Genomic DNA, 23,361 nt, shown 5'->3' with positions numbered 1-23,361 from the left:
AAAAAAGATTAATAAAAACTAAAAAATAACACAAACAGAATAAAAAAAAAGATTAAGAATAGAAAAACTATTCTTAATTTTAAATTTTTTATTTAATTATAACTTTGCCTTTTTTGCTAACTTTCTTAAAAGTATTGTCTCCTGCAAACTTTACATTAAATTTATAAGTTTTCTTTTTAGAAAGCTTAATTTTTACTTTTGCAATACCTTTTTTATTGGTTCTTGCACTGTATTTTTTACCATTTACACTAAAGATAAGATTTTTACCTTTAATAGCTTTCTTATTGGTAGCTTTAAGACTAGCATATAAGTACTTTTTCTTAGATTTCAGTTTATATTTTTTCTTAGCTACAGTTAATTTAACTTTTTGTAGTTTAACTTTAACTTTACTTATTATAAAGCTTGCATTGTACTTATCATCACCAAGGAATGAAACAACTATGCCATAAGTTCCTTTTTTAGCAATTCTGATTTTTAAGCTTGCAATTCCTTTTGCATTAGTAGTACGTTTATAAACCTTACCATTTAAAGCAATGATAACTTCTTTACCTGCTAAAACTTTTCCATTTTTATCTTTTAAAATAATACTAAAGTTTTTACCAGCTTTTTTACCATTGATCTTAGTATTAAAAGTAGTAGTTAGCATATTTTTATATGAAATAGTTGTAGCTTGTTTAACAGTGTTAGCACCATTATTAGTATCTGAATCTGCATTTGAACCATTGGTATTAATAAATCCTCCTTTAGGTATATTAATTCCAGATCCATTGTTTAAACCTGTTATCTCAAAGTTAAATGTTTTTACACCTTCTACTAGATTATTATCTTTAATATTAATTTCATTTAAAGGAGCAAGAACAGCTCTTTCAGATTCAAGTTCAAAAAAGATAATAGATTCAGCAACTACATCATCATTTACTTTAGAAACAGTATTGTTAATAAGTTCAATAGCTGGATTTACAATAGACAAATCATCAGTACCGTTAGTAGCAATAGCTTTGACAAGTACATCTCCATTATTAGCTTTAAACTCAACACCACTAATACATACATTACTTAGATTAGAAGCAATATTAAATACAGCTTTACCATCACCAGCAGTGATAATAAATAAATTATCACCTACAATACTAATATCTTTAGTTATATTAATGCCAGAAACATTAACAAATTCAGTATTAGTTAAATTTAATACTCCAGCGATTGGTGTTTCATCAATGAGTTTTTGAAGGTCACTTGCTGTTTTTGGAGCTTCTTTTACAATTATTTTAATGTTTAGAGCGGAAGCAGCATATTGATTATCTTCTTCAAACTTAATTTCTGCATTGTAAGTTCCTACAGCTAAAGTACTTAAATCAATTGTTGCAATACCTTGAGCATTAGTAGTTCCAGTTAAACTAATATCATCATTCACTTTTACAATGATTAATTTACCTTCAATAGGACTACCTTCACTAGTTAAAGTAACATCTAAACTACCTGAACCAAATACAATGGTAATTTCTTCATCTGCACTTAAATCAGTTGCAATAGGTGGAATGACATCAAATGAAATATTGATTTCTGCATTAGTTGATTTAACTGTAATATTATTAAACCCTTCAACTACAGTGTATGTAGCTACAGCTACTAAATCATTAGTTTCTACAGTAGCTTTATCTAAGCTACCAGTGATAGAACTAAAGTCTACAGTTAATTCTTGAGCTAATTTAGTATCAAGTTCTTTAATATCAATAGTGGCACTATCAATATAGTGATTAAAGTCTACAGTAATAGTAAGTTTAGAACCAACTTTAAGATTAGAAGAATTATATATTAGATTCATAATAATCCAATTAGAGGAATCTACATCAGCACAGTCAATTTCATCACCATAGTCATCTTCATAGCTACCTTTACCATTTAAGGATTTAGGATCATCATTAGTACCCCACCAGTTGTATTTAGCATTTACAACATTATCTTCACCATCATTATAGATAAGATAGTTAGTAGAGTTAGTAAGTAAAATACAGTAGTTTACAGTTGCCTTATTAGCATTGTATATTGCATCACCATGGTATCCAGTGCCAGCTGAGTTATTAATGAATTCAGATTTAGTGATTGTTGCATCTCCTCTAAATCCAACATAAATAGCTCCACCACCTCTGTATGCATTGTTATTTATAAATACAGATTCAGTTAAATCTAATTTACCAGATGAACAGATAGCTCCGCCGTAAGATACAGTGTTAGTGTTATTGATAAATTCAGAGCCTTTTACAGTGATATTAGTATCAGAAGCCCCTATTACAATACCTTGTCTTGCAGTGTTGTTAATGAATTTAGAATCCTCTATAATTAAATTACCTTTACCGCTAGAGATGTATACAATCCCATAATCAGAAGTGGAACTAGTAACTATATTATTTTCAAATACAGTACTATTAATAATAATATCTGCATCTCCAGAAGATTGTATTACATCCCCACCATTATGGCCAGAAATTAAAGAGTTTTTAATGGTTAAATTGCCATAGCTAGTAATTAAATCTCCAGCTCCAGGGTTGTTTACTATAGTTAGATTATTTAATACAGTTTCTTTTGCAAAGGAGTATACAGTAGCACCGTATCTGCTGTTTGCACCAGTAAGGGTTAAATTTATAAGTGAGAATTTATCTACATCAGCACCATAGTTCATGTAGAATAATCTACCTTGACCTTCACCATCAATTACAACATTTCCTTCACCAGTAATAGTTAAATCTTTAGTAATCAAGTAATCATTACCTGTGTAAGTACCTTCTTTAATAATGATTTGGCCAGAGCCATTTTCTGCAGTTGCAATATCAATAGCCTTTGCAATACTTGCTACAGGAGCTTCTTCAGAACCATCATTACTATCAGAACCATCTTTAGATAGATATACAATTCCTGTATAAGGTTCAGGGATTTCACCTTCATATATAAGCTTTACAATGGCATTATCACTACTTACAGTAATAAAAGCATTTGAGTCATTTGCACTAAATACTGCTTCACCACTTCCACCATTTGCTACTTCAATAGTTTCAGGTGAAATAGTACCGTTTTCAACAATAAATCTTACAGTATAAAATTCTTTAGGAATTAGTCCACCAGTTAATTCTTCAACACCACCAGCAGTAGTATTTAGATGATTAAAGTCAACAGTTACTTTTACTTCATCCCCAGCTTGAACATCACTAGCATTTGCTTCTACATTCATTATCACCCATTTGTCAATAGTGATATTAGTACCATTTACAACAGTACTTGGGTCATTGGTTCCAAACCAGTTATTATTTGCAATAGCAATACCTTGACCATATACAGCATTATAGCCAGTTGCAGTACGGGTTTCAATTACATGATCATTTGCAATTGAAGAGTATGAAATTTCTAAGCTAGCCTTATCAACATAAATAGCTGCTGCCTTTTCGTTTATTCCCACATTATTTTCAATAATAGAATTATTAATAGATACAGTAGTTATAGCTTGACCTGTTACACCTTCTATCTTTATAGCAGCTGCTTGTTTAGAACCATTATTATCTACTAAAGTAGAATTATTTATAGTACAAGTACAGTTGTATAAGTTTAATGCACCTGGATAATATTTTGCAGAGTTATTAATGAAACTAGTATTTTCAATAGCAACAGTGTTTGCCATTAAGTATGCTCCACCAGCATTGTTAGCAAAGTTATTTTCAAATACTGTATTATTAATAATCAAATCAAGCCCATTTTCATAGGCAGAGTATCCAACACATACTGCTCCACCCCAACCAGATGAATTAGAGTTTGTGAAAATAGAATTATTAATTACTAATTTGCCATCTAGGTATTGAGTCCAAATAGCTCCACCTTGACTAGTAGCTTCTAATTTATTAAAGGTACAGTTGTTAATAGTTAAATCAGCATCTAATCTTGCATTACGGCTACCAGCTATATTAATAGCAGCTCCATATTTAGCCTTGTTATTAGTAAATTTAATGTTTTCAATAGTTACAGCTTGAGGAGTGCTAATATTAAATATGCTGTTTGCATCTAGATTACTGCCATCAATTAAAACATCCCCTTCACCGAGAATAGAAATAGGAATAGTGCTATTAATGCTAAGATTGTTTTCATTATAGATTCCTTCTCTTATGATGATTTGACCAGATCCAGATTGAGCAAGTTCTACTGCTTTTGCAATAGTAGCTACAGGGCTACCTTCAGCACCATCATTAGAATCAGAACCATCTTTAGAGACATAAATAATACCTTCATAACTGGTGCTAATAACATTAATATTTATAGCTATATTTTCTGTTCCAGATTCAATATTTACAGTATCTTCACCAGTAGCTACCCCAGTGTATATAAACTTAGCTTGATTATTTTCAGTGATTGCTTCACCTTTATCTAAACTACCAGTAGTAGCAGTAGCTTTAAGATTTACTTCTGGAATACTATCAGCTAAATCACCAGTAGTAGTGCCATTAGTATAGTGCTTAAAGTCAACAGTAATTTCTACTTCATCACCAATATCAATGCTATCTGTAGTTAAATTAGTGTTTACATTCATTATTACCCAATTATCAATTGTAATTCCTTCACTTACTTTATCTGATGGATTAGAGTTATTACCCCACCAGTTATTATTAGCTAGAAAAGTACCATTTTCAATATTATTTACAATTACTTGGTTTTCACCATTTGAAAGAATAATAGAATTAGTAATATTCATAAATCCTGGACTTCCAGCATATTTATTATATTTCATATTGATAACACTAGCATTAGTAGCAAAATTATCAAGAAATACTGAATTTATTACAGTAAGGTTGCATCCAGAGCTAGCTATTGCTCCACCTCTACCCTCAGCAGAAGCAAATGTATTATCAATTGCAGAATTATTTTCAAATCTACAATTTAGAATAGTAGCATCTACATTATTATTTAAATAAATAGCTCCACCTTCACCAGCATAATAGCTACCACCAGCTTTTGCAGAATTATTTATAAATTGAGAGTTTTCTAGATATAAATAAGAAGGAACACTTTTAGAACCACCAGCATAAATTCCAGCACCACTACCTCCACTTGATGAACTAGCATTGTTTCCAATAAATCTAGAGTTATTAATTACAACAACTGATGGTAAAGAGCCAGAATAGCTTATATAGAATACTCCTTGTTTATTATAGTTATTTGTAAAATTACAATTATCAACAATTAAACTAGAGCCAGCTATATAGAAAACACCATAACTAGTTCCAGTTTGAGTAGCTGTATTATTCTCAACTATACAATTTTTTAAGTTTAAAATAGCAGTTTTTATATGAATGACTCCATTGGCAGCACTAACATCCCCACCGTTACTTGCGATTTTACATCCATCCATAGATAAACTACCACCATCTACAAGGAAGAGACTGCCAGAAGTAGATTGATTACCATTTATAAATCTAATATTAGAAATATTAACATTGCCAGAATGCATTTTAAACGCTTGTAAACCATTTGCATCCCAAATAACATCTCCAACAGTGCTGATTTCTAAATCATCACTAATATTAATATTATTTTCTGTATAAGTACCTTCTTTAATGATGATTTTAACTAATCCATCTAGAAGACTAGCAAGTTCTATAGCTTTTTTAATACTAGCTACAGGAGCATCTTCACTGCCTTCATTTTCATCATCCCCATCTTTAGCTACATAAATCGGACCAGTAAAGCTTCCACCAGAAGTTACTGTTATAGGAATAGTGGTAGATACACTAGCAGCTGTTACAGTTATACTATCATTCCCTTCATTAGCACCAGTATAAGTTACAATAGCTTTATTCTTATCATAAGTGATTTCTGATAAGATACCTTTAGTGCTATCTGAATTAGTGAATTTTACAGGAACTTCTGCCATAGGACCAGTTAAATCACTAGTAATAGTTCCATCTGTGTATTTACTGAAGTCAGCAGTTATTGTAATATCTTCTCCAGTAGCTACAGAGTCTGAACTTGCATTAGCTGATATTATTACCCAATTAGGAGAAGTTACATTGTCAAGTAATGCACTAGGGTTATCATTAGTACCGAAGTAGTTATAGTTAACAGTTAGTTCTGCATTTTTATTGTTTCCAATTGCATATTGACCATTAGCAACATCAAATGCATTGTATTCTACAGTAGTAGGAGAAGCTGAAATCCAAATAGAATAATCTGCATTATTATCACTGAATGAATTTCCACTTACTAATGTATTACCTACAGCAGTAGTTTCGGAAACATATATTATGCCTTTACAGTTTCCGCCATTAAGAGTGATATTTTCAAAACTAGAATTGGATACAGTTAAAGTTCCTGCTTTATTTTCTACAATACCCATTGTATTTCCACTAATGTTATAGAATTTACAATTAGAAACACTAGCTGTTGCTGTATTTGTATTTACATAAATAATAGCTCTTAAAAATGAGCCATCAGCTATTATAATATTATGGAAAATAGAATTTTTAACTTCTACAACTGAATTACCTGAAATAGCTAAATATGGTGCTCCAGAAGAACTTGTACCATTAAGGCTATAAAATTCACAGGAATCTAAAGTTGCTTTTGCATCATTATATAACTTTATAGCCCCATTACCATTTCCAGGAACTGCATCAGTTAATTTACAGCTGTTTAATTTTAAAACACCAGCCCCAGCAATATTTATAATAGGGCGATTTTCTTTATTGGGAGAAGTGAATATTAAATTATTAAAAGTAAAGGTTTTTATATCCTCCCCAATGTATGTAAATACACTTTCAGTTCCGGTTCTATTAATTATAGTACCATCCACACCAATAAAAGTCAGAGACTTATCAAATGTAATAGAACTAGCTTGATTATATGTACCATTAGCAATATTAATTGTAGAACCATCACCTGCAATTTCTACTGCATGAGCAATAGTTGCTACAGCATTCTCTTCACTTAATCCATCTTTAGAATCATCTCCATTATCATTTGAAACATAGATAGTTGTTTCACCATCCTTCAAAGGAGATTCTCCTATAGATTTATCATTAGTTTTTCTACTATCCACATCTGATTGGATTGAATCAGATATAGAATTATCATTTTCTCTAGAAATAACTTTCTCTATATTATTATCATCCATACTTAATTGAATTGTATCAGAGCCATCTGATGTAATATCATCACCTGCTGCACTTACAGATGCAATAGCTATAGATACAAGAGATAATAATACTAAAAAAATAAGAAGCGTTTTTTTCATTTTCAAAATTTCACCTCATTATAAAAATAATAAGGTCAAAAGCTAAGAAAATAAGATTTTAATTTTAAAATATATGAATAAAAAGACTTTGATTTTTTTTTAGTTTAAAAAAGTGAACTATTTCTTATTAAATAATTTTTATAGAAGAATTTGCTCTTTTAAAAAACATATACTTTAAGGAAAATAATAAGTTGTTATTTACAATTTTAGCTTGATAGTTTAAATAAACTTTAATTATATAGTTTTAGGGTAATTTAATTCTTAAGTTCTTAGCATAAAAACCTCATAATAAAGTATAATTGAAAAAATATCCAACATACCTTATATAATATCTATATATCAATAGTGATATATAAATTTTATTAAATGTAATTGAACTTTTATAAATTGTGTTGAATAAATTTAAAAAAATAGCTAATCTTTAGAATTAAAAATCAATTATTTAAAAATAGTGAAATAAGATAAATAAAAAAAGCTTTAAAAAAGAGCAATACAAGCATTTTTTGATTATATTGCTCTTAATATGATTTGATAACTAAAGTGATATACCCCTCTAATAAAATTAGATTAAAATATCAAATTCTATAATTCATATAAACCTATTGAAATATTTGACCATTAAAAAATTTTATAAAGAAGTTAATTATCCTTATGAAATATAATTTTAGAAAGTGATTTTAATAAAGTATTAAAATTATAGTAATATTAAGATAAAAAATTATAAAGTATATAAAATAAAAAATAAAATTAAATAGAATTAAGTCTTAGATAGGTGGTAAATATGAACGCAAGGGATTTAATAATCATAGCTATAACAATAATCCTCCTTCTTTCAATTGGAATATTTATGCTTTTTAATTCAAGTAGCAGTGAAACTACAATACTTACTATGACAAGTAGTTCAAACCTAAATGAAGGAGATAGTTTAATATTAAAGCTCAATGATGAAAATGGATCTGCTATTTCTAATCAAAAGATTGAAATAAATTTAACTGATGATAAGGGAATTCGTGAGAATTTTACATTAAAAACCAATTCAAGTGGTGAATGTAGCTTAAAGGATCTAATAGCAGGTAACTTTAGTCTTAAAGCTAAATACTATGGAAACAAACACTATAAACCATCTACCCTTAGTGGAGAAATACATGTAAATAAGAAAGTAGTAGCTAATACAAATGATACTGCTAAAAAGGACTATAAAAGTAATTATAAAGTTGATGATGTAATTAATGGTTGGAATCCAAGTGAACATGAAGTTTCTCGTGAAGACCTTGGAGATGGAAACCAAAGGATAATATACGATGATGGCTACTTTAGAATCGTAGATAGTGATGGGAATATTTTAACTTATGGCTATTAATCCTTTGATTAACACTTTTTAAAAATATAAAATAAAATAAACTAAAATTTTAAAAAAATAATAAGCCTAATAAATCATTTAAGCAAAATAAAGAAATTTAATCAATATCAAATTATAAAAAGATTAAAACAGGAAAAAAAATAGAAAAATGAAGTTTCACAATAAAAATAAAAAAATAAAAAAAATAGAAATGCTAAATCAATCTTATAGATTAATTTAATACAAATAACCGACCCCTACAATATTAGTTAAAAATAACTAAAACTCTCAATATTATCCTTTTTTTAAAAAAATTAGTCAAGCCTATTTCACCATATAACAATTTCTTATATTAAAAATCTCTAAAATTAAGAAATACTAATCAAACCCCTTTAAAGATTATTAATGTCTAATTCTAAGGATAATTAATAATTGTCATAAGTTTCTAATAGAATCAACAAAACCTTCTTAATTAGGATAACTGTAACCAACCCTTATAATCAAAATAATAGCATGCTATTACTCTTATAGATATATATGTGAATATTGATATATTAATTTTTTTATTTTATTATGCTATACTTAAATAAGTTAATATTAAGTTAATATTGATCTGTCTGAAGGTGCATCATGGAATTTAAATAGGGCCCTATTATCTTTGTATATATCTAAATAGCTTTATCTAGATTATTTAGTCTTAATAATAATTAAATAACTCCAATTTACTAGATTATTTACTTTTGATAATGATTAAATAACTCCATATTTACTAGATTATTTACTTTTGATAATGATTAAATAACCCTATAGGGATAAATGCCCTTTTGTTCATGTTCTAATTTTAACCATCTTTTTAATAAATGCTCATTTATTTCATATTTTCCATCGATAAATTTAATAAGTCCTAAATTTTGTAATTTATTAAGTTTATTACTTAAAGAGCCTGATTTAACATTTAATTTTCTTGCTATTTCAATTCTTTTTAATGGCTCATGAATTAAAGTAATGATTATGTCTTTCTCTTTAATTGTTAATCTATTCCACTCATTAATCAAATGACTTAGTATTAAAGATAAATTATTATCAAATGCATTGATTACCTCTTCTTCATTAAGGGTGGTACTTGTATCTAATTGTCTTGCAAAAATATTAATATATGAAGGTATTCCAGAGGTGCATTTATAAAATCTATCAAATCCTTCCTCTGTAAAATTTAATTCCGGTGCTTTTTCTTTTAAATAAGTATTTGCTGTTTCTTTTGTAAATGGATTGATATTTATTGTTAACATTCTGCCACCGAATGCTCCATTTTGACCTGCTATTTCAGATATTAAATTATCTTGCAGACTCATAGATCCACTTAAAACATAGGCGACATTTCTTTGACTTGTAACATATCCTCTAAAGTTCCATAAAAAAGAATTTAAATAATCTCCTATTTCTTTAATTACTTGAAATTCATCGATGATTATAATGATTCCTTTTATTTTATCTTGGTTTTCTTTATAGATATCTTCAGCTAGCTTAAATACGAAATCCCTATATTTTTCTATGTCTCTTTCAGTGCTGATTAGAGGTATGGGAATACCATTAATGTTTAAAAATTTCTCTAGTTTAAAGTTATTTGTCTTAAAAAATTTCTTTATTTGACTATCTAATGATTTCAATCCTTTATCCCTACATTCACTAATAATTTCTTGAAAATAATAGTCAAGTAGTCCTTTAACTGACATTTGATTTTTTTGATATACTGAAGATATTGTAAAATCCATGTATATTACCAAATAATCATCATCCATGATGTTCTTTATTCTATTTAGTAAAACTGTTTTTCCCACTCCTCTTATTCCTGTTAAAAGTATGTCTGGAGCATTATTCTCTCCAGTTGAGCTTAATAAATTTTTTAAATTATTTATTTCCTGTTCTCTATTAAAAAACTCTTCATCAGTTAAGACTTTGCTGTTTCCCCATGGTAATTTAGACATTTAATCACTTTTATTTTTTATTTTTAAAGTAATGCAGAATTAAATCGTAAATAACAAATATAATATAAAAACAACACAAATAATTAAATTACAATAAAATAAAACATTAATAAGAAAAATTATATGAAAATAAAACTTTTTAAAGATTTAAAAACATAAGATATTTTATGTTAGATATAATATGTAATATGTTTTGTGTTATGTAATAGAATTTATGTTAGATATAATATGTAATATGTTTTGTGTTATGTAATAGAATTTATGTTAGATATAATATATAACATTTTTTATATTATTTACACGATATCATCAAGATTTTAGAAATTTGTATTTATAATAAGTAAGAATTTCTTTATTAGCTTGATAGATTAAAAATTAGAATAAATTTAATTATAATTTAATATGATTAAATCAATTTGCAAATAAATATAAATATTATAAAAATAGTAAAAAAATAAAAAATAAATGGCTTTGTTTAAATCCTTATCTCGCAATTAATTGAATTGATCTATGGATGTTATATATCAAACATTAAATTTAGTTTATTTATTTGATAAATTAGTACTTTTACTTGCATTAATTCCACTAAATATTCTTTTAATCACAATAAATACACTTTTAACGTTGTTTCACCTTGAATATATTGGATTGTGGAAAACATAGCTACTTTCTGAAATAACCTGCTTTGACTCGTTTTTATTTGGAAATCTGGAAACTTTACTCTTCTGAATTAATAATTGTTTATTTTTTTATTTTATATTTATTATTTATAATCATTCTATTTTCTAATTCATTGTTTTTCTTATATTTCTGATTTAAATTTTTGTTTTATTTTTATCTAACATTTCACATTGCAACATTTTCTTAACATTTGTCTAAATTTCAAACTCTTTAAATAGAACTTAATTTTATATTATTAATCGTAAAATCAATACAGGCCCTAATAATGTTCAAAATATGTAAAAAAAAGTTAATTAATATTAAAACTATTCGTAATAGTTAAAATTAAATTTTTATGATATTTACCTTTGATTTATTCGTTATTTAAGTTTTATTATTAATTTACTTCTTTTTTATTATATTTTATGGAATTTTAACAATAATTAAAGGGAATTTAATATTTTTTATTACTCTTCTTTATTTTAATGAACATTATTTTTTATGTATTGTGAGTCTTTGTATGAACTTTTAAAATATTTAAGAGAATATTTCTATTTAGAGGAGATAATATGGATAAAACTAGATTTACAGTACCTAGAGATATATATGTAGGAGAAAATTCTTTAGAGAATTTAAAAGATTTAGAAGGTAAAAAAGCTTTTGTAGTTATCGGTGGTGGATCCCTTAAACGTTTTGGATTCCTTGATAAAGCAATGGACTATTTACATGAAGCAGGTTTTGAAACAAAATTATTTGAAGGTGTAAAATCTGATCCTTCTGTTGATACTGTAATGGAAGGTGCTAAACAAATGTGTGAATTTGAACCAGATTGGATTGTTGCTATGGGTGGTGGCTCTCCTATTGATGCAGCAAAAGCAATGTGGATTTTCTATGAATACCCTGATTTAACTTTTGAAGAAGCTTGTGTTCCATTTGGTTTACCAAAAATGAGGAATAAAGCAAAATTCTGTGCTATTGGTTCTACTAGTGGTACTGCTACTGAAGTAACTGCATTTTCTGTAATTACTGATTATAATACTGGTATAAAATGGCCTATAGCTGATTTTGAAATTACACCTGATGTTGCAATTGTTGATCCTCAATTACCTGCAACTATGCCTAAGAAATTAGTAGCTCATACTGGAATGGATGCATTAACTCATGCTATTGAAGCATATACTGCAGCAACTCACCAACCATTTGCTGATGCAATGGCTTTAGATGCAATTAGACTTGTATTTGAAAATTTAAAATCTTCATTTGATGGTGATATGGATGCAAGAGAAATGATGCATTATGCTCAATGTGAAGCAGGTATTGCATTTTCTAATGGATTATTAGGTATTGTTCATTCAATGGCACATAAAACTGGTGCAGCTTTTTCAACTGGTCATATTCCACATGGTGAAGCTAATGCTATTTATTTACCATATGCAACAAGATTTAATGCAAGGAAAGATCCTTCAAGATATGCAGCAATTGGTAGATATCTTGGTTGGGAAGGAACAGATGAAGAACTTGTTGAAAAATTATGTAATACTGTTGCAGACTTTAACAAATACTTAGGTATACCTCATGACTTAAAAGAATTTGGTATTAAAGAAGATGAATTTAATGAAAAAGTAAAAGAGATTGCAGAGAATGCTATGGGTGATGCTTGTACTGCTGCAAACCCTAGAGAAATGACAGAAGAATTGTTTGAAAAATTATTACACAATATTTACTATGGTATTGATGAAATTGATTTTTAAATTTGTAAATTATTAAAGGAGTTAATAATATGAAAATCCCAGAAAACCCTGCAGATAAAGAATATAAATTATATATCAATGGTCAATGGAAGGATGCATCTGATGGTGGAAAATTTGATACATTTTGTCCTGCAAATGGTGAAAAATTATCTACTTGTGCAGAAGCAACTAAAGAAGATGTAGATGAAGCTGTTAAAGCTGCTAATATTGCTTTTGAAGATTGGAAATTAGTTGATCCAATTGAAAAAGAAGAAATCTTACTTAAAATTGCAGATATCATTGATGATAACAAAGATAAATTAGCAATGATTGAAACTTTAGATAATGGTAAACCAATAAGAGAAAATAGAGCTATAGATATGCCATTTGCCTCAGATCATTTCCGTTACTTTGCTGGTGCTGTTCGTACTGAAGAAGGTTCTGCAAAAATGTTAAATAACAATACTTTAAGTTTAATCTTAAGAGAACCAATTGGTGTTGTTGGTCAAATTGTACCTTGGAATTTCCCATTTTTAATGGCAGCATGGAAATTAGCACCTGTACTTGCAGCAGGTTGTTGTACTGTATTTAAACCGTCAAGTTCAACTCCACTAAGTGTACTTGAATTTGCTAAATTAACTGAAAAAGTAATTCCTAAAGGCGTATTTAATGTTGTCACTGGTAAAGGTTCAAAATCAGGCCAATATATATTAGATCATCCTGGATTTAGAAAATTAGCATTTACTGGTTCAACTGAAATTGGTTGTAATGTTGCAGATTCAGCTGCATGTAGATTAATTCCATCAACTCTTGAATTAGGTGGTAAATCTGCAAATATATACTTTGCAGATTGTAAATGGGATATAGCAATTGATGGATTACAACTTGGTATTCTCTTTAACCAAGGCCAAGTATGTTGTGCAGGTTCTCGTGTATTTGTACAAGAGGAGATATATGATAAATTTGTTAAAGAAGCAGTAGATCAATTTAGCAAAATAAATGTTAATATGCCATGGGAAGAAGATACTCAAATGGGTTCCCAAATAGATGAAAGACAAGTTCAAAAAATTGAAAAATGTGTTCAAGATGGTGTAAATGAAGGTGCTACAATAGCTGTAGGTGGTGAAAGATATACTGAAGGTTCACTTTCAGAAGGAAGTTTCTTTAAACCAACTTTATTAACTAATGTTACTAACGATATGAAAGTTGCTCAAGAAGAAATATTTGGACCTGTTGCTGTTGTTATTCCATTTAAAGATGAAAAAGATGTTGTTGAAATGGCAAATGACAATGCCTATGGTTTAGGTGGAGCAGTTTGGACTCGTGATATTAACCGTGCTATACGTGTGTGTAATGCAATTGAAACTGGTCGTATGTGGGTAAATACTTATAATTCAATTCCTGCAGGTGCCCCATTTGGAGGTTATAAACAATCTGGTATTGGTCGTGAAACTCATAAAGTTATTTTAGAACATTATACTCAAATGAAAAACATCATGATCAATTTATCAGAAGAACCAAGCGGTTTCTATCCAAAAAAATAAGTGTTTTTTTAAAATAATTATTGAATCTTAATTTAATAATTATTTATTTTTTTTTCCATTTAGATATTTAGGCTTTGTTGAAATCCTTATTTTTTAATTAATTGAATTAATCTGTGGATGTTATACATCAAATATTTGAATTTAGTTTCTTTATTTGATAAATTAGTATTTCTACTTGTATTTATTCCACTGAATATTCTTTTAATTACACTAAATACACTTTCAACAGTTATGCCTTGAATATATTGGTTTGGTGAAAACATAAGGACTTTGAGTTCTAGAAATAACCTGTTTTGCCTCGTTTTTTATTTTGAATGATGGCAAAAGCTTTTGTTTTCTTCATTAATATTTAGTGACAAATCTATTTAAAATAACTTCATTTAAACCACGAATATTTGGTGCAAGCTTTTTAAAGAATTTTTTCAAAGTTGAATAATTGGGAACTTTCTGAATCTTTAAAATCCTACGAATTTCACTTGAAAGTTCAATCACTTCACAAATTTCTCTGTAAGTTAAATTTAAATAAGTTTTTATACATAATATTGTGAATTTAGCTACATTTTTATGCTTGGAATACTTACTGTAATAATCCTGAAATATTATTTTAGAATATTCAAATGCATAAGATGATAAAACACTCTAATTCGTTCTTGTTAGATTTACTTTCAAGCTCTTTGATTATTCTTTCAATGTATGTTCCAACTGGATTTTCTAATTTAAAATCCAAAAGATTTAATTGTAATAAATGACCAAAATAAGATTGAGGAATTAATATTTTAGGATGTATAATAATATTTATTCCCTTTTTCATTAAATATAGTTTATTATTTATTATTTTTTGACATTAAAATAATATTTCAAATTTAACTAAATTTAAATCATTTTTAGAATATTATATCTAATTTAAAGTAATTTAAAATTTTTTTGATCGATGTGCAATTTCAAGTGAAAAGGATTTCAACAAAGGAGATATTTAATTGAGGTGATTCTCATGGGAGCATATGATTATAAAAAAATAATTGCAAAAGAATCCTCTGATGTTTATCTAAATGAAACATTATTTATGGATATTTTTAGATCTATCAGATGGGCTGATGGAGTATATTGTCCTAAATGTAAGTCTTTTGATGTGTATAAAAAAGGATTTCTTAAAAAATCTGATTACAAAGGTAAAATTAGAAAATACACCTGTAAAAAATGTAATAATAATTTTAATGACTTTACAAATACTTTCCTTGAGAATTCAAAAGTCCCAATAAGTATTATTGAATTTATATTATTCCATATGGATACTATGTCAGTAACCGATATGGCAAATCATGTAGGTTGTAGTAGAAACACGGTTTATAGGATAATTAAAAATATCTATAAAGCTATTGGAAATAAACATGAAAACCTTGTTTTGACTAATAATGGATATTTATCAGAATTCAAAGTTGATTCCAAAAATAGAGGTGTTTAAATGAAAATTAGTATAATATGAGCTACAGGTCCTCAAACTTTAGGAATAGTAAAACATTATCTATTGAAGGTGAGGATCTAATTGTAGAATCAAGAAAAGAAGAAAAAGCATTGAAAGTTGCTAATGAAACTATTGATGAGCTTAAAGATTATGATATTTCTCTTGAATTAAGATGTTGTTAAAAATGGAGATATTCTTATTATGACAGTTCCTTTAGTTGCTCAAGCACCTACATTAAAAACAATTAAAGAATTTGTTTATTAGATTGATAAGTTAAAAATTAGAACAAAAGTATATGTATTACTAAAAAGGAGTATATAAGTTTTTTATTAAAACTAACATCAATATAGATTCATATCCTTAAAAAATAATAATTTATAAATTATTTTCAATAAATAGTAAAAATTATAATTAAATTATAATTAAACAAGATTAAATCAATTTTTCAAAATATAAATATTATAATAATAGTAAAAAAATAAAAAATCACTTTGTTGAAATCCTTTTTCACTTGAAATTGCACATCGATCAAAAAATTTTAAGTTGCTCTAAATTAGAGATAGATGAAGATTATTTAAACAAACTTGTATCATTACTATTAAATGATGAACCAACAAGATTAGTACATGTTGGTGAAAAAATTAGTCAGACCCCAATTTCAATAAGAAATTTTAAAATATTTAATGAACTCAAATTAGATTTGGTTGAATATTTAATAGACTTTTTAAATGAAAATAAACATTCCCCAAATTTTAGGAAAGAACTATTGTATACTATATTTGACTGTTTAAAATATGATAATCCTAGGAGATATAATTTTCTTTATAAAAAATTAAATAATATACTATCCTTAATTAAGCAATGAAGAACTTATAATGAAAATATTTTCTTAATTATAATATATGAACGAACTACTCAATAAACTTTTACCGAACTACTTTACAAAATTTCACTGAACTACTCAATAAACTTTTACCGAACTACTTTACAAAATTTCACTGAACTACTCAATAAACTTTTACCGAACTACTTTACAAAATTTCACTGAACTACTCAATAAACTTTTACCGAACTACTTTACAAAATTTCACTGAACTACTCAATAAACTTTTACCGAACTACTTTACAAAATTTCACTGAACTACTTAACAAATTTTTACCTTTTTCATTTAAGTATTTTTTAAAATAAAGTAATTTAAGCTTAATTTTCTTAAAAGTTTTAAATACCTGAAGTAATGATAAAACTCTCTAAAGAACGTTTTAAATTTGGTGTGTTCTTTTAAGATTAGTAGTTGAAGGGCAAGAAATACATAAAGGAGAAAATGAAGGAATAAAATTATGTAAAAAACAATAAATAGTAGTGAAAAAGATTGGGAGAAAGTATTTTTGCTGAAGGATACAATATGTACTGCACAAGAGTTGAAACTTCTAAATCTTATTGTAGAAATAGATATAAAAATGAACCAAATAAAAAATACGGCCGATATCATCATCAAGAAGTAGAATCCTTCCAAAATATGGAATGAATAATAGATTTGAAGCAGGGGGAATTGGATTTGGAATGGTGAAGAATGGGAAAAATACAAACTATTTGAAGATAAAACAGCAAAAAAATACATATAGAAGAAATACTTATAGAGTACTACTTACACGAGGTAGAGATGGATTTATAGTATTTATACCTAATTAGCGTAAATTAGACCCTGTTTATAAGGTCATACAAGAAATTGGTATAAAAGAATTAGATAAAATTTAAAGAAATAATTATAGAAGATGAAGAAATTTTAATAACTAATTACTCTTCATCTAATTTATCCATAAAGTAATTATAAAGCTTTTCATCAACACTATGTTCTATTTTAAATTTAAAATTAACAATAGGATTTTCTCTACCATCAATAGTTCTATAAAGTTGAATAGGCTCACCTAATGGACTTAATTTGCCAATATAATAAAAGTCAATTCCTTCATCATCACTTTTTTTAACAAATAAACGAATATCTATATCAGTATAATTAACTAAAGGTTTAAGCTCATTACTATCAATTTTACGATTATTTCTGCTCATCCAACTAAATACATCTCTTGATTCAAATTCATCTTCATAATTAATAGTTTCTGAGATGTCTTCTTTTTTATCATAAGTTACAAAAATAGGGCAAGTGTTATACTTTATTTTATATCCACCAATATTTTGGCCGTTCATAAAGAATTTCCAATTTAAAATTTTTAAGACATCTTCTCTTGAATATTTAGCATTTAATTTAAATTCATCATCCTCAACTCTATAAACAGAATCATATTTTAATAAAGTATACTCAATAGCATCTTCAAAGTGTTTTAAATAAGTATTATTAGTTAAAGCTTTTCTAAAATAATCAGAAATAATAAATTTATGCTTTTTATTATTTTCTAAACTATCTAAACCAATATCTAAATTAAAGAAAATATTTTCATAACCAAAATCATCTATCTTACCAATAGCACTTGATACTGTGTTTTTTTGATAATCTTCAAAACTTACTCTATCTTTCGGTTCAAATAAAGTAGTTTGATTATTTTTATTTTGATTACTTTCCTTTTTATAAAAATTCAAACTTAGTAAATTAATAGCACCTTTAATAGATTCGAATTGATCTTTAAGGCCATATTCATCATATAAAACTTCTTCAATAGATTTTATAGTGAAATATTTATTATATCTTAAATATCTAAGAATAACCGCCTCATGTGGCCTTATTCCCTTAAGTATTTTTGATGAGATAAATTTTAAAGAAAGATTATCCAATTCATCAATTGAATTCTTATAACTATCATCTATTTTCTTTAGGAAATTATAATAAGAATCGTACTTATTATGATTTAAAATTAATTCTGGGTTAAATTCTCCATTTTCATAAAAATCACAAAGATAAGGAATTCTTCCAAGTCTAAATTTGAGATTTTGATATTTTTCCTTAAATAAAGCAACTCTTGAAAAGCTTGTATTATCAATAGCTTTATAGATTCTCTTTTTAGAAACTTCATCAAAATTAATTGAAGATTGACCTGGAATTATCTTAGATCCTTCCATTAAATATCTGCGAATATTATCTTTATCATAGGTTCTATCTCCTGATAAAGCTATAGGAATTAAGAAATTATTCTTATAATTTCCAATAAAGTCAATGATAACCACATATTCTTTATCTTTAAATTTACGTAATCCTCTTCCTAATTGTTGAATAAAGATTATAGAAGATTGTGTTGGTCTAACAAGCAATACTTGATTAATTTCTGGAATGTCTACTCCCTCATTAAAAATATCTACTGTGAAAATATATTCTAAATAATCTTTTTCATTATCATCAGTTAATCTTCTAATAGCTTCTTCACGTTTCTTTTGTGAATCATCCCCACTTAAAAATGCTGAAGGATGGCCTCTTCTTGTAAATTCTTGAGCTAATTCATTAGCTTCTCTTTTTGTACTACAAAATACAAGAGCTTTACATCTATCTCCTGTATGGCCATAATATTCAGATTTTTCAAGTAAATAGTTTATACGATCATTAGATACTAAATATCTAAAATCAGTTTCATCATCTAAAACTTCACCATCAACAGTTAAATCACTTATTCCAAAATAATGGAAAGGACATAATAAGTATTCATCTAATGCATCTTGAAGTCTAATATCAAGAGGTACATTATAATCAAATATTTCATAAATATTTTCACCATCAGTTCTATCAGGGGAAGCAGTCATTCCAAGCCAAAATTTAGGTTTAAAATAATTTAAAAGCTTTTTATAGCTAAGAGCCCCTGCTTTATGAACTTCATCTATTATTATATAATCAAATTCTTTTCTATCAAATCTTGTATAGACATCCTCTTTAGACATTGTTTGTACAGTTGAGAACAAATAATCTTTATCATACTCTTTTGAATTAGCTGAAAGAAGGCCAAATTTATTATCTTCACCATTAAATACTTTTTTAAATGATTCAGTAGCTTGATTTAGGATTTGTTCTCTATGAACTAAAAATAAGAATTTTTGAGGTTTATAATCCTCTACAGCAAATGCAGCTGCATAAGTTTTTCCAGTACCAGTAGCTGATACTAAAAGAGCTCTATCTTCTCCATTTTGAATAAGAGTTCTGATATTATCTAAAAAGTCTCTCTGCATAGAATTTGGTACTAAATTTTCTTTTGTTTCTTCTTTAATTTCTATATAATCTCTATTAAAATCTTTAAAGTTCTTTTTATAATTATAAATATTTTCATATTCTTCAATGATATCATCTATTATAAAAGATTTATCCCATAAATCGTTAAATTCATCAATTAAATCTTTAATAATTTCTCCATCATAAAGAGATGAAAAACCAATATTCCACTCTTTATTGATTGTTAAAGCATTTAAAGTAAGGTTTGAGCTACCTACAATAGCCTTATATATCCCATCATTTTTAAAAATATATCCTTTAGTATGAAAACCATCAGTATCAGCAGTTTTGTATAGCTTTATTTCTATATTTGATAAGTCATTGAGCTTTTTTAAAGCTTTAGGCTCTGTAAAATTTAAATAGTTAGTGGTGAGTATTTTTCCCTTTATATTTTTCCTCTCAAGTTCTTTTAAATCTTGTAAAAGTGGAGTAAGTCCACCCCTAGTGATAAATGCAACACTAATAAAAAACTCTTCACAATCCTTTAATTCATCTTTGATTGAATTTAAGACCTTGTGACAACTATTATTAACTAATAATTTAGGCCTATATTCTAATGAAGACTGGAAATTTTCATTAATAAAAGCCGTTTCTGCTCCTTTTAAAATGATGTCATTCATATCTTTACTCATTAGCTCACCTTTAAAAAAGATCTTTTATAATTAGAAGGTTAAAGATTCTTTAATATAATTTACAGCCTTAATATCAGCTTCAATCCATTCTACAGAATCAATTTCATCTAAAGATAACCATTTAGCACCCATATGCTCTAATAATTTTATATCGCTTTTTAAACTACATTCAAAACAAGACATATAAAGGTAAAAATTAGGGTATTGCCACTCTAAATCTAAGGCAAATTTTTCAACTATAATATCTGCATTTAATTCTTCTTTTATTTCACGAATTAAAGCATCTTCTTTAGTTTCCCCCTCTTCTATCTTACCACCAGGAAATTCCCAAAGACCTTTAAATTCCCCATATCCTCTTTGAGTAGTTAAGATTTTATTATCCTTTTTTATAATAGCAGCAACCACATTAAGTTCTTTCATTAAATTAACCTCAATTACATAAAATTTTTAAAATAGCTAATTATATTTATTTGTTTAATAAAATATAAAATTTTAGGGGTCAAAATTTTTTTAGATGAAAATTCCTTTGAATTTCCCTATTTTTATTCATTTATCTAAAAAAAATTAGTTTTATTTCAAGATATACTTATAATTTTGAATTTCCCTATTTTTATTCATTTATCTAAAAAAAATTAGTTTTATTTCAAGATATACTTATAATATTAATATATAAAAAATAATATTTAAAAAAAATTAAATGAAAAAAGAAAAAAAGAAAATTTAATCAACTTCTTTTAAAGAATCTAAAATACCAGTTACAGGATTTTCATCTTCACTTGGTACATCATCAGTTTTTGGAATTACAAGGGTAATTAAAATTACATCATCATCTTTATCAGTATTATCATCACAGATATATAAAAATCCCTGATATTTATCATAATCATAATTATATTGTTCTATATCAAAATTTCCCTTAGTATAATTTTCTTCATCTCCAAATTTATAACCTTGTTTTTCAAGACCTGTCTTAAATTGTTTAGGACTTTGAACATCATCAGGAGCTGACATAACTATAGCATGATCATTATCAATTTGCATTGAAACCATCTGTTCACTTTGATTTACAATAGAATAACCATCAGGTATAGTAAAACTATAATCATCGATTATAGCTTCTTCAGCTGCAATAGTTGCTATACTACATGCCAATACTAAAAGTATTAAACTCAAAAATAAATATTTAAATTTCATGAGAATCACCACTTTAATCTTATTATATTAAAATTTATATAAATAAATTTTGATTTTGTTTTTCAATATTATATTAAAATTTAAAAAACATTGAATTAATTAAACTTGAAAAATTTAGCAAAATTTAAAAATTAATATAAAGTTGTTAAATTATTTAGTATCATTATAATTAATTAATTAATTAATTTTAAAAAATAAATAACTCAAATACTATAAAATACAAAATACCGCTATCTATAAAGATTAAAAGCTTTAAAAAATTAATAAAATGAAAATCGTGGTTTTTAGCGAATATATGGAAATGATTTTAATCAAGCCTTTTTAAAGTTTTGAAAAATAGATAAGAAGTTGATGTTAAAAAAAATTAAATAAATAAAAAATAGTAAAAAATAGTAAAAAATAGTAAAAAATAGTAAAAAAATTAGAAAAAGTTTTTTAAAAAGCTTTTTAAGCCATTAATTATAGTGATAAAACCTTGTTCAAGTTCTTTAAGGCCAAAGGCCTTAAAAAGCTTGTATTAATAATGTAAAAACATTATTTCAATTTTATAATTATAATTCTTTAATAGCTAATTCAATGTCTTCAGCTTTAATGGTTTTTCTTTTTGCTAATTCTGCGAATTTGATAGCTTTTTTAGCAATTTCTGTAGCTTGTGCTTCAACATAAGCATTTAATTCTTTTTTAGCATCTTCACTTACTCTTTCAGCACCAGCTTCTTTAATAATTCTTCCGATAGGAGCTACAGGAATACTCATAAATATCATTCTCCATAATTTTATTTTAAAAAATATACCTATATACTAATGCAATAATATTTTCATTAAATTTAAAAATATTTTTACAAAAAGATTATTTAAACTAAATATTTTAAAAAAATACTAGCTAAATAAGCTTTTTTTATAAGTACAATATAATCTTATAAATTACTAGTATATAAAATTTTCTAAAAAATAGGGTAATATAATGCCTTATTTTAAAAAATATGATAAATAATAATATGAAATTTAAATCTAATAATTTTACATTATTTATAATGAAAAAACATAAAGTATATATAATATAAACAAAGTTTCAACTATTTATATAAGATATAAAATATTAGTTCGGATGATTTGAAATAAATATTTTGCAATTTAGAAAATAAAAAAATTTATAGTTGTTAAGTTTTTTTAAACTTAAAAATTAATTAAAATTTATAAATCTTTTAAGTGTTTTAAAATTAAAAATTAATTAAAATTTATAAATCTTTTAAGTGTTTTAAAATTAAAAATTAATTAAAATTAAATAGAAATAAAACTAAAATAAGAGTAGATAAAAGAAATTTATTTAAAAAATAAGAT

Annotated in this window: 15 protein-coding genes; 7 read left to right on the top strand and 8 right to left on the bottom strand. The window is 26.3% G+C overall.

Translation table 11 applies throughout. The annotated features are described in order from the left end of the window. Positions 1 to 88: 88 nt before the first annotated feature. A complete protein-coding gene (locus tag BM020_RS02820) occupies positions 89 to 7,270 on the bottom strand; it encodes a beta strand repeat-containing protein (protein ID WP_074798115.1) in 7,182 nt (2,393 codons plus the stop codon). Positions 7,271 to 8,051: 781 nt separating this feature from the next. On the opposite strand from BM020_RS02820, the gene BM020_RS02815 reads away from it, so the two are divergent. Then, a complete protein-coding gene (locus BM020_RS02815) occupies positions 8,052 to 8,630 on the top strand; it encodes a carboxypeptidase-like regulatory domain-containing protein (protein WP_067148262.1) in 579 nt (192 codons plus the stop codon). Positions 8,631 to 9,403: 773 nt separating this feature from the next. Here BM020_RS02815 and BM020_RS02810 read toward each other — a convergent pair. Beyond that, positions 9,404 to 10,594, bottom strand: a complete 1,191-nt coding sequence (locus BM020_RS02810; protein ID WP_067148264.1) for an AAA family ATPase — start codon at positions 10,592 to 10,594, stop codon at positions 9,404 to 9,406. A gap of 1,229 nt (positions 10,595 to 11,823) precedes the next feature. Here BM020_RS02810 and BM020_RS02805 point away from each other — a divergent pair. Together BM020_RS02805 and BM020_RS02800 are read left to right on the top strand one after the other, a co-directional pair. Further along, complete coding sequence (locus BM020_RS02805) at positions 11,824 to 13,005, top strand: iron-containing alcohol dehydrogenase (RefSeq protein WP_074798113.1); 1,182 nt, start codon at positions 11,824 to 11,826, stop codon at positions 13,003 to 13,005. Positions 13,006 to 13,034: 29 nt separating this feature from the next. Further along, positions 13,035 to 14,528: an aldehyde dehydrogenase family protein gene (locus BM020_RS02800; protein ID WP_074798111.1), complete on the top strand. Its 1,494-nt coding sequence runs from the start codon at positions 13,035 to 13,037 to the stop codon at positions 14,526 to 14,528. Between the two features lie 86 nt (positions 14,529 to 14,614). Here the strand turns inward: BM020_RS02800 and BM020_RS09560 are convergent, their stop codons facing one another. After that, the gene (locus BM020_RS09560; protein ID WP_158499606.1) at positions 14,615 to 14,791 is read right to left on the bottom strand and encodes a hypothetical protein; all 177 of its coding nucleotides are present in this window, start codon (positions 14,789 to 14,791) and stop codon (positions 14,615 to 14,617) included. Positions 14,792 to 14,870: 79 nt separating this feature from the next. Beyond that, positions 14,871 to 15,071 (bottom strand): transposase, encoded by a 201-nt coding sequence (locus tag BM020_RS09795; protein ID WP_256379549.1) that lies wholly within the window; start codon positions 15,069 to 15,071, stop codon positions 14,871 to 14,873. Positions 15,072 to 15,519: 448 nt separating this feature from the next. Here BM020_RS09795 and BM020_RS02790 point away from each other — a divergent pair, with 448 nt between their 5' ends. From BM020_RS02790 to BM020_RS09965, 4 genes are all read left to right on the top strand, one after another. Beyond that, a complete protein-coding gene (locus tag BM020_RS02790) occupies positions 15,520 to 15,990 on the top strand; it encodes a helix-turn-helix domain-containing protein (protein WP_067148272.1) in 471 nt (156 codons plus the stop codon). Between the two features lie 17 nt (positions 15,991 to 16,007). Beyond that, positions 16,008 to 16,172, top strand: coding sequence for a hypothetical protein (locus BM020_RS09720; protein ID WP_200781240.1), 165 nt, complete (start codon positions 16,008 to 16,010; stop codon positions 16,170 to 16,172). Between the two features lie 1,188 nt (positions 16,173 to 17,360). Beyond that, on the top strand, positions 17,361 to 17,516 hold the full coding sequence (locus BM020_RS09555; RefSeq protein ID WP_158499607.1) for a hypothetical protein: 156 nt from the start codon (positions 17,361 to 17,363) through the stop codon (positions 17,514 to 17,516). Next, positions 17,513 to 17,680: a DNA/RNA helicase domain-containing protein gene (locus BM020_RS09965; protein ID WP_143743940.1), complete on the top strand. Its 168-nt coding sequence runs from the start codon at positions 17,513 to 17,515 to the stop codon at positions 17,678 to 17,680. Before BM020_RS09555 ends, BM020_RS09965 begins: the two co-directional genes overlap by 4 nt. A 105-nt stretch (positions 17,681 to 17,785) precedes the next feature. On the opposite strand, the gene BM020_RS02775 is transcribed toward BM020_RS09965, so the two are convergent. The 4 genes from BM020_RS02775 to BM020_RS02760 form a co-directional block, all read right to left on the bottom strand. Further along, positions 17,786 to 20,827, bottom strand: a complete 3,042-nt coding sequence (locus BM020_RS02775) for a DEAD/DEAH box helicase (protein WP_234970504.1) — start codon at positions 20,825 to 20,827, stop codon at positions 17,786 to 17,788. 30 nt (positions 20,828 to 20,857) lie between these two features. Continuing rightward, positions 20,858 to 21,247 (bottom strand): (deoxy)nucleoside triphosphate pyrophosphohydrolase, encoded by a 390-nt coding sequence (locus BM020_RS02770; RefSeq protein WP_067148285.1) that lies wholly within the window; start codon positions 21,245 to 21,247, stop codon positions 20,858 to 20,860. A 300-nt stretch (positions 21,248 to 21,547) separates the two neighbouring features. Continuing rightward, positions 21,548 to 22,021 (bottom strand): hypothetical protein, encoded by a 474-nt coding sequence (locus tag BM020_RS02765; protein WP_067148288.1) that lies wholly within the window; start codon positions 22,019 to 22,021, stop codon positions 21,548 to 21,550. Between the two features lie 551 nt (positions 22,022 to 22,572). Beyond that, on the bottom strand, positions 22,573 to 22,776 hold the full coding sequence (locus BM020_RS02760) for a histone family protein (protein WP_067148291.1): 204 nt from the start codon (positions 22,774 to 22,776) through the stop codon (positions 22,573 to 22,575). Positions 22,777 to 23,361 lie beyond the last annotated feature (585 nt).

The sequence above is a fragment of the Methanobrevibacter olleyae genome, from assembly GCF_900114585.1.
GTDB classification, from domain to species: Archaea; Methanobacteriota; Methanobacteria; order Methanobacteriales; family Methanobacteriaceae; genus Methanobrevibacter; species Methanobrevibacter olleyae.
Note: the sequence above shows the minus strand (reverse complement) of the source record. Positions and strands in the feature narration are given on the sequence as shown.

Excerpts from the sequence above, each read along its gene's own strand:
- BM020_RS02820 (WP_074798115.1), bottom strand. The coding sequence starts at position 7,270 with ATGAAAAAAACGCTTCTTATTTTTTTAGTATTATTATCTCTTGTATCT.
- BM020_RS02815 (WP_067148262.1), top strand. The coding sequence starts at position 8,052 with ATGAACGCAAGGGATTTAATAATCATAGCTATAACAATAATCCTCCTT.
- BM020_RS02810 (WP_067148264.1), bottom strand. The coding sequence starts at position 10,594 with ATGTCTAAATTACCATGGGGAAACAGCAAAGTCTTAACTGATGAAGAG.
- BM020_RS02805 (WP_074798113.1), top strand. The coding sequence starts at position 11,824 with ATGGATAAAACTAGATTTACAGTACCTAGAGATATATATGTAGGAGAA.
- BM020_RS02800 (WP_074798111.1), top strand. The coding sequence starts at position 13,035 with ATGAAAATCCCAGAAAACCCTGCAGATAAAGAATATAAATTATATATC.
- BM020_RS09560 (WP_158499606.1), bottom strand. The coding sequence starts at position 14,791 with ATGTTTTCACCAAACCAATATATTCAAGGCATAACTGTTGAAAGTGTA.
- BM020_RS02790 (WP_067148272.1), top strand. The coding sequence starts at position 15,520 with ATGGGAGCATATGATTATAAAAAAATAATTGCAAAAGAATCCTCTGAT.
- BM020_RS09720 (WP_200781240.1), top strand. The coding sequence starts at position 16,008 with ATGAGCTACAGGTCCTCAAACTTTAGGAATAGTAAAACATTATCTATT.
- BM020_RS09965 (WP_143743940.1), top strand. The coding sequence starts at position 17,513 with ATGAATAATAGATTTGAAGCAGGGGGAATTGGATTTGGAATGGTGAAG.
- BM020_RS02775 (WP_234970504.1), bottom strand. The coding sequence starts at position 20,827 with ATGAGTAAAGATATGAATGACATCATTTTAAAAGGAGCAGAAACGGCT.
- BM020_RS02770 (WP_067148285.1), bottom strand. The coding sequence starts at position 21,247 with ATGAAAGAACTTAATGTGGTTGCTGCTATTATAAAAAAGGATAATAAA.
- BM020_RS02765 (WP_067148288.1), bottom strand. The coding sequence starts at position 22,021 with ATGAAATTTAAATATTTATTTTTGAGTTTAATACTTTTAGTATTGGCA.
- BM020_RS02760 (WP_067148291.1), bottom strand. The coding sequence starts at position 22,776 with ATGAGTATTCCTGTAGCTCCTATCGGAAGAATTATTAAAGAAGCTGGT.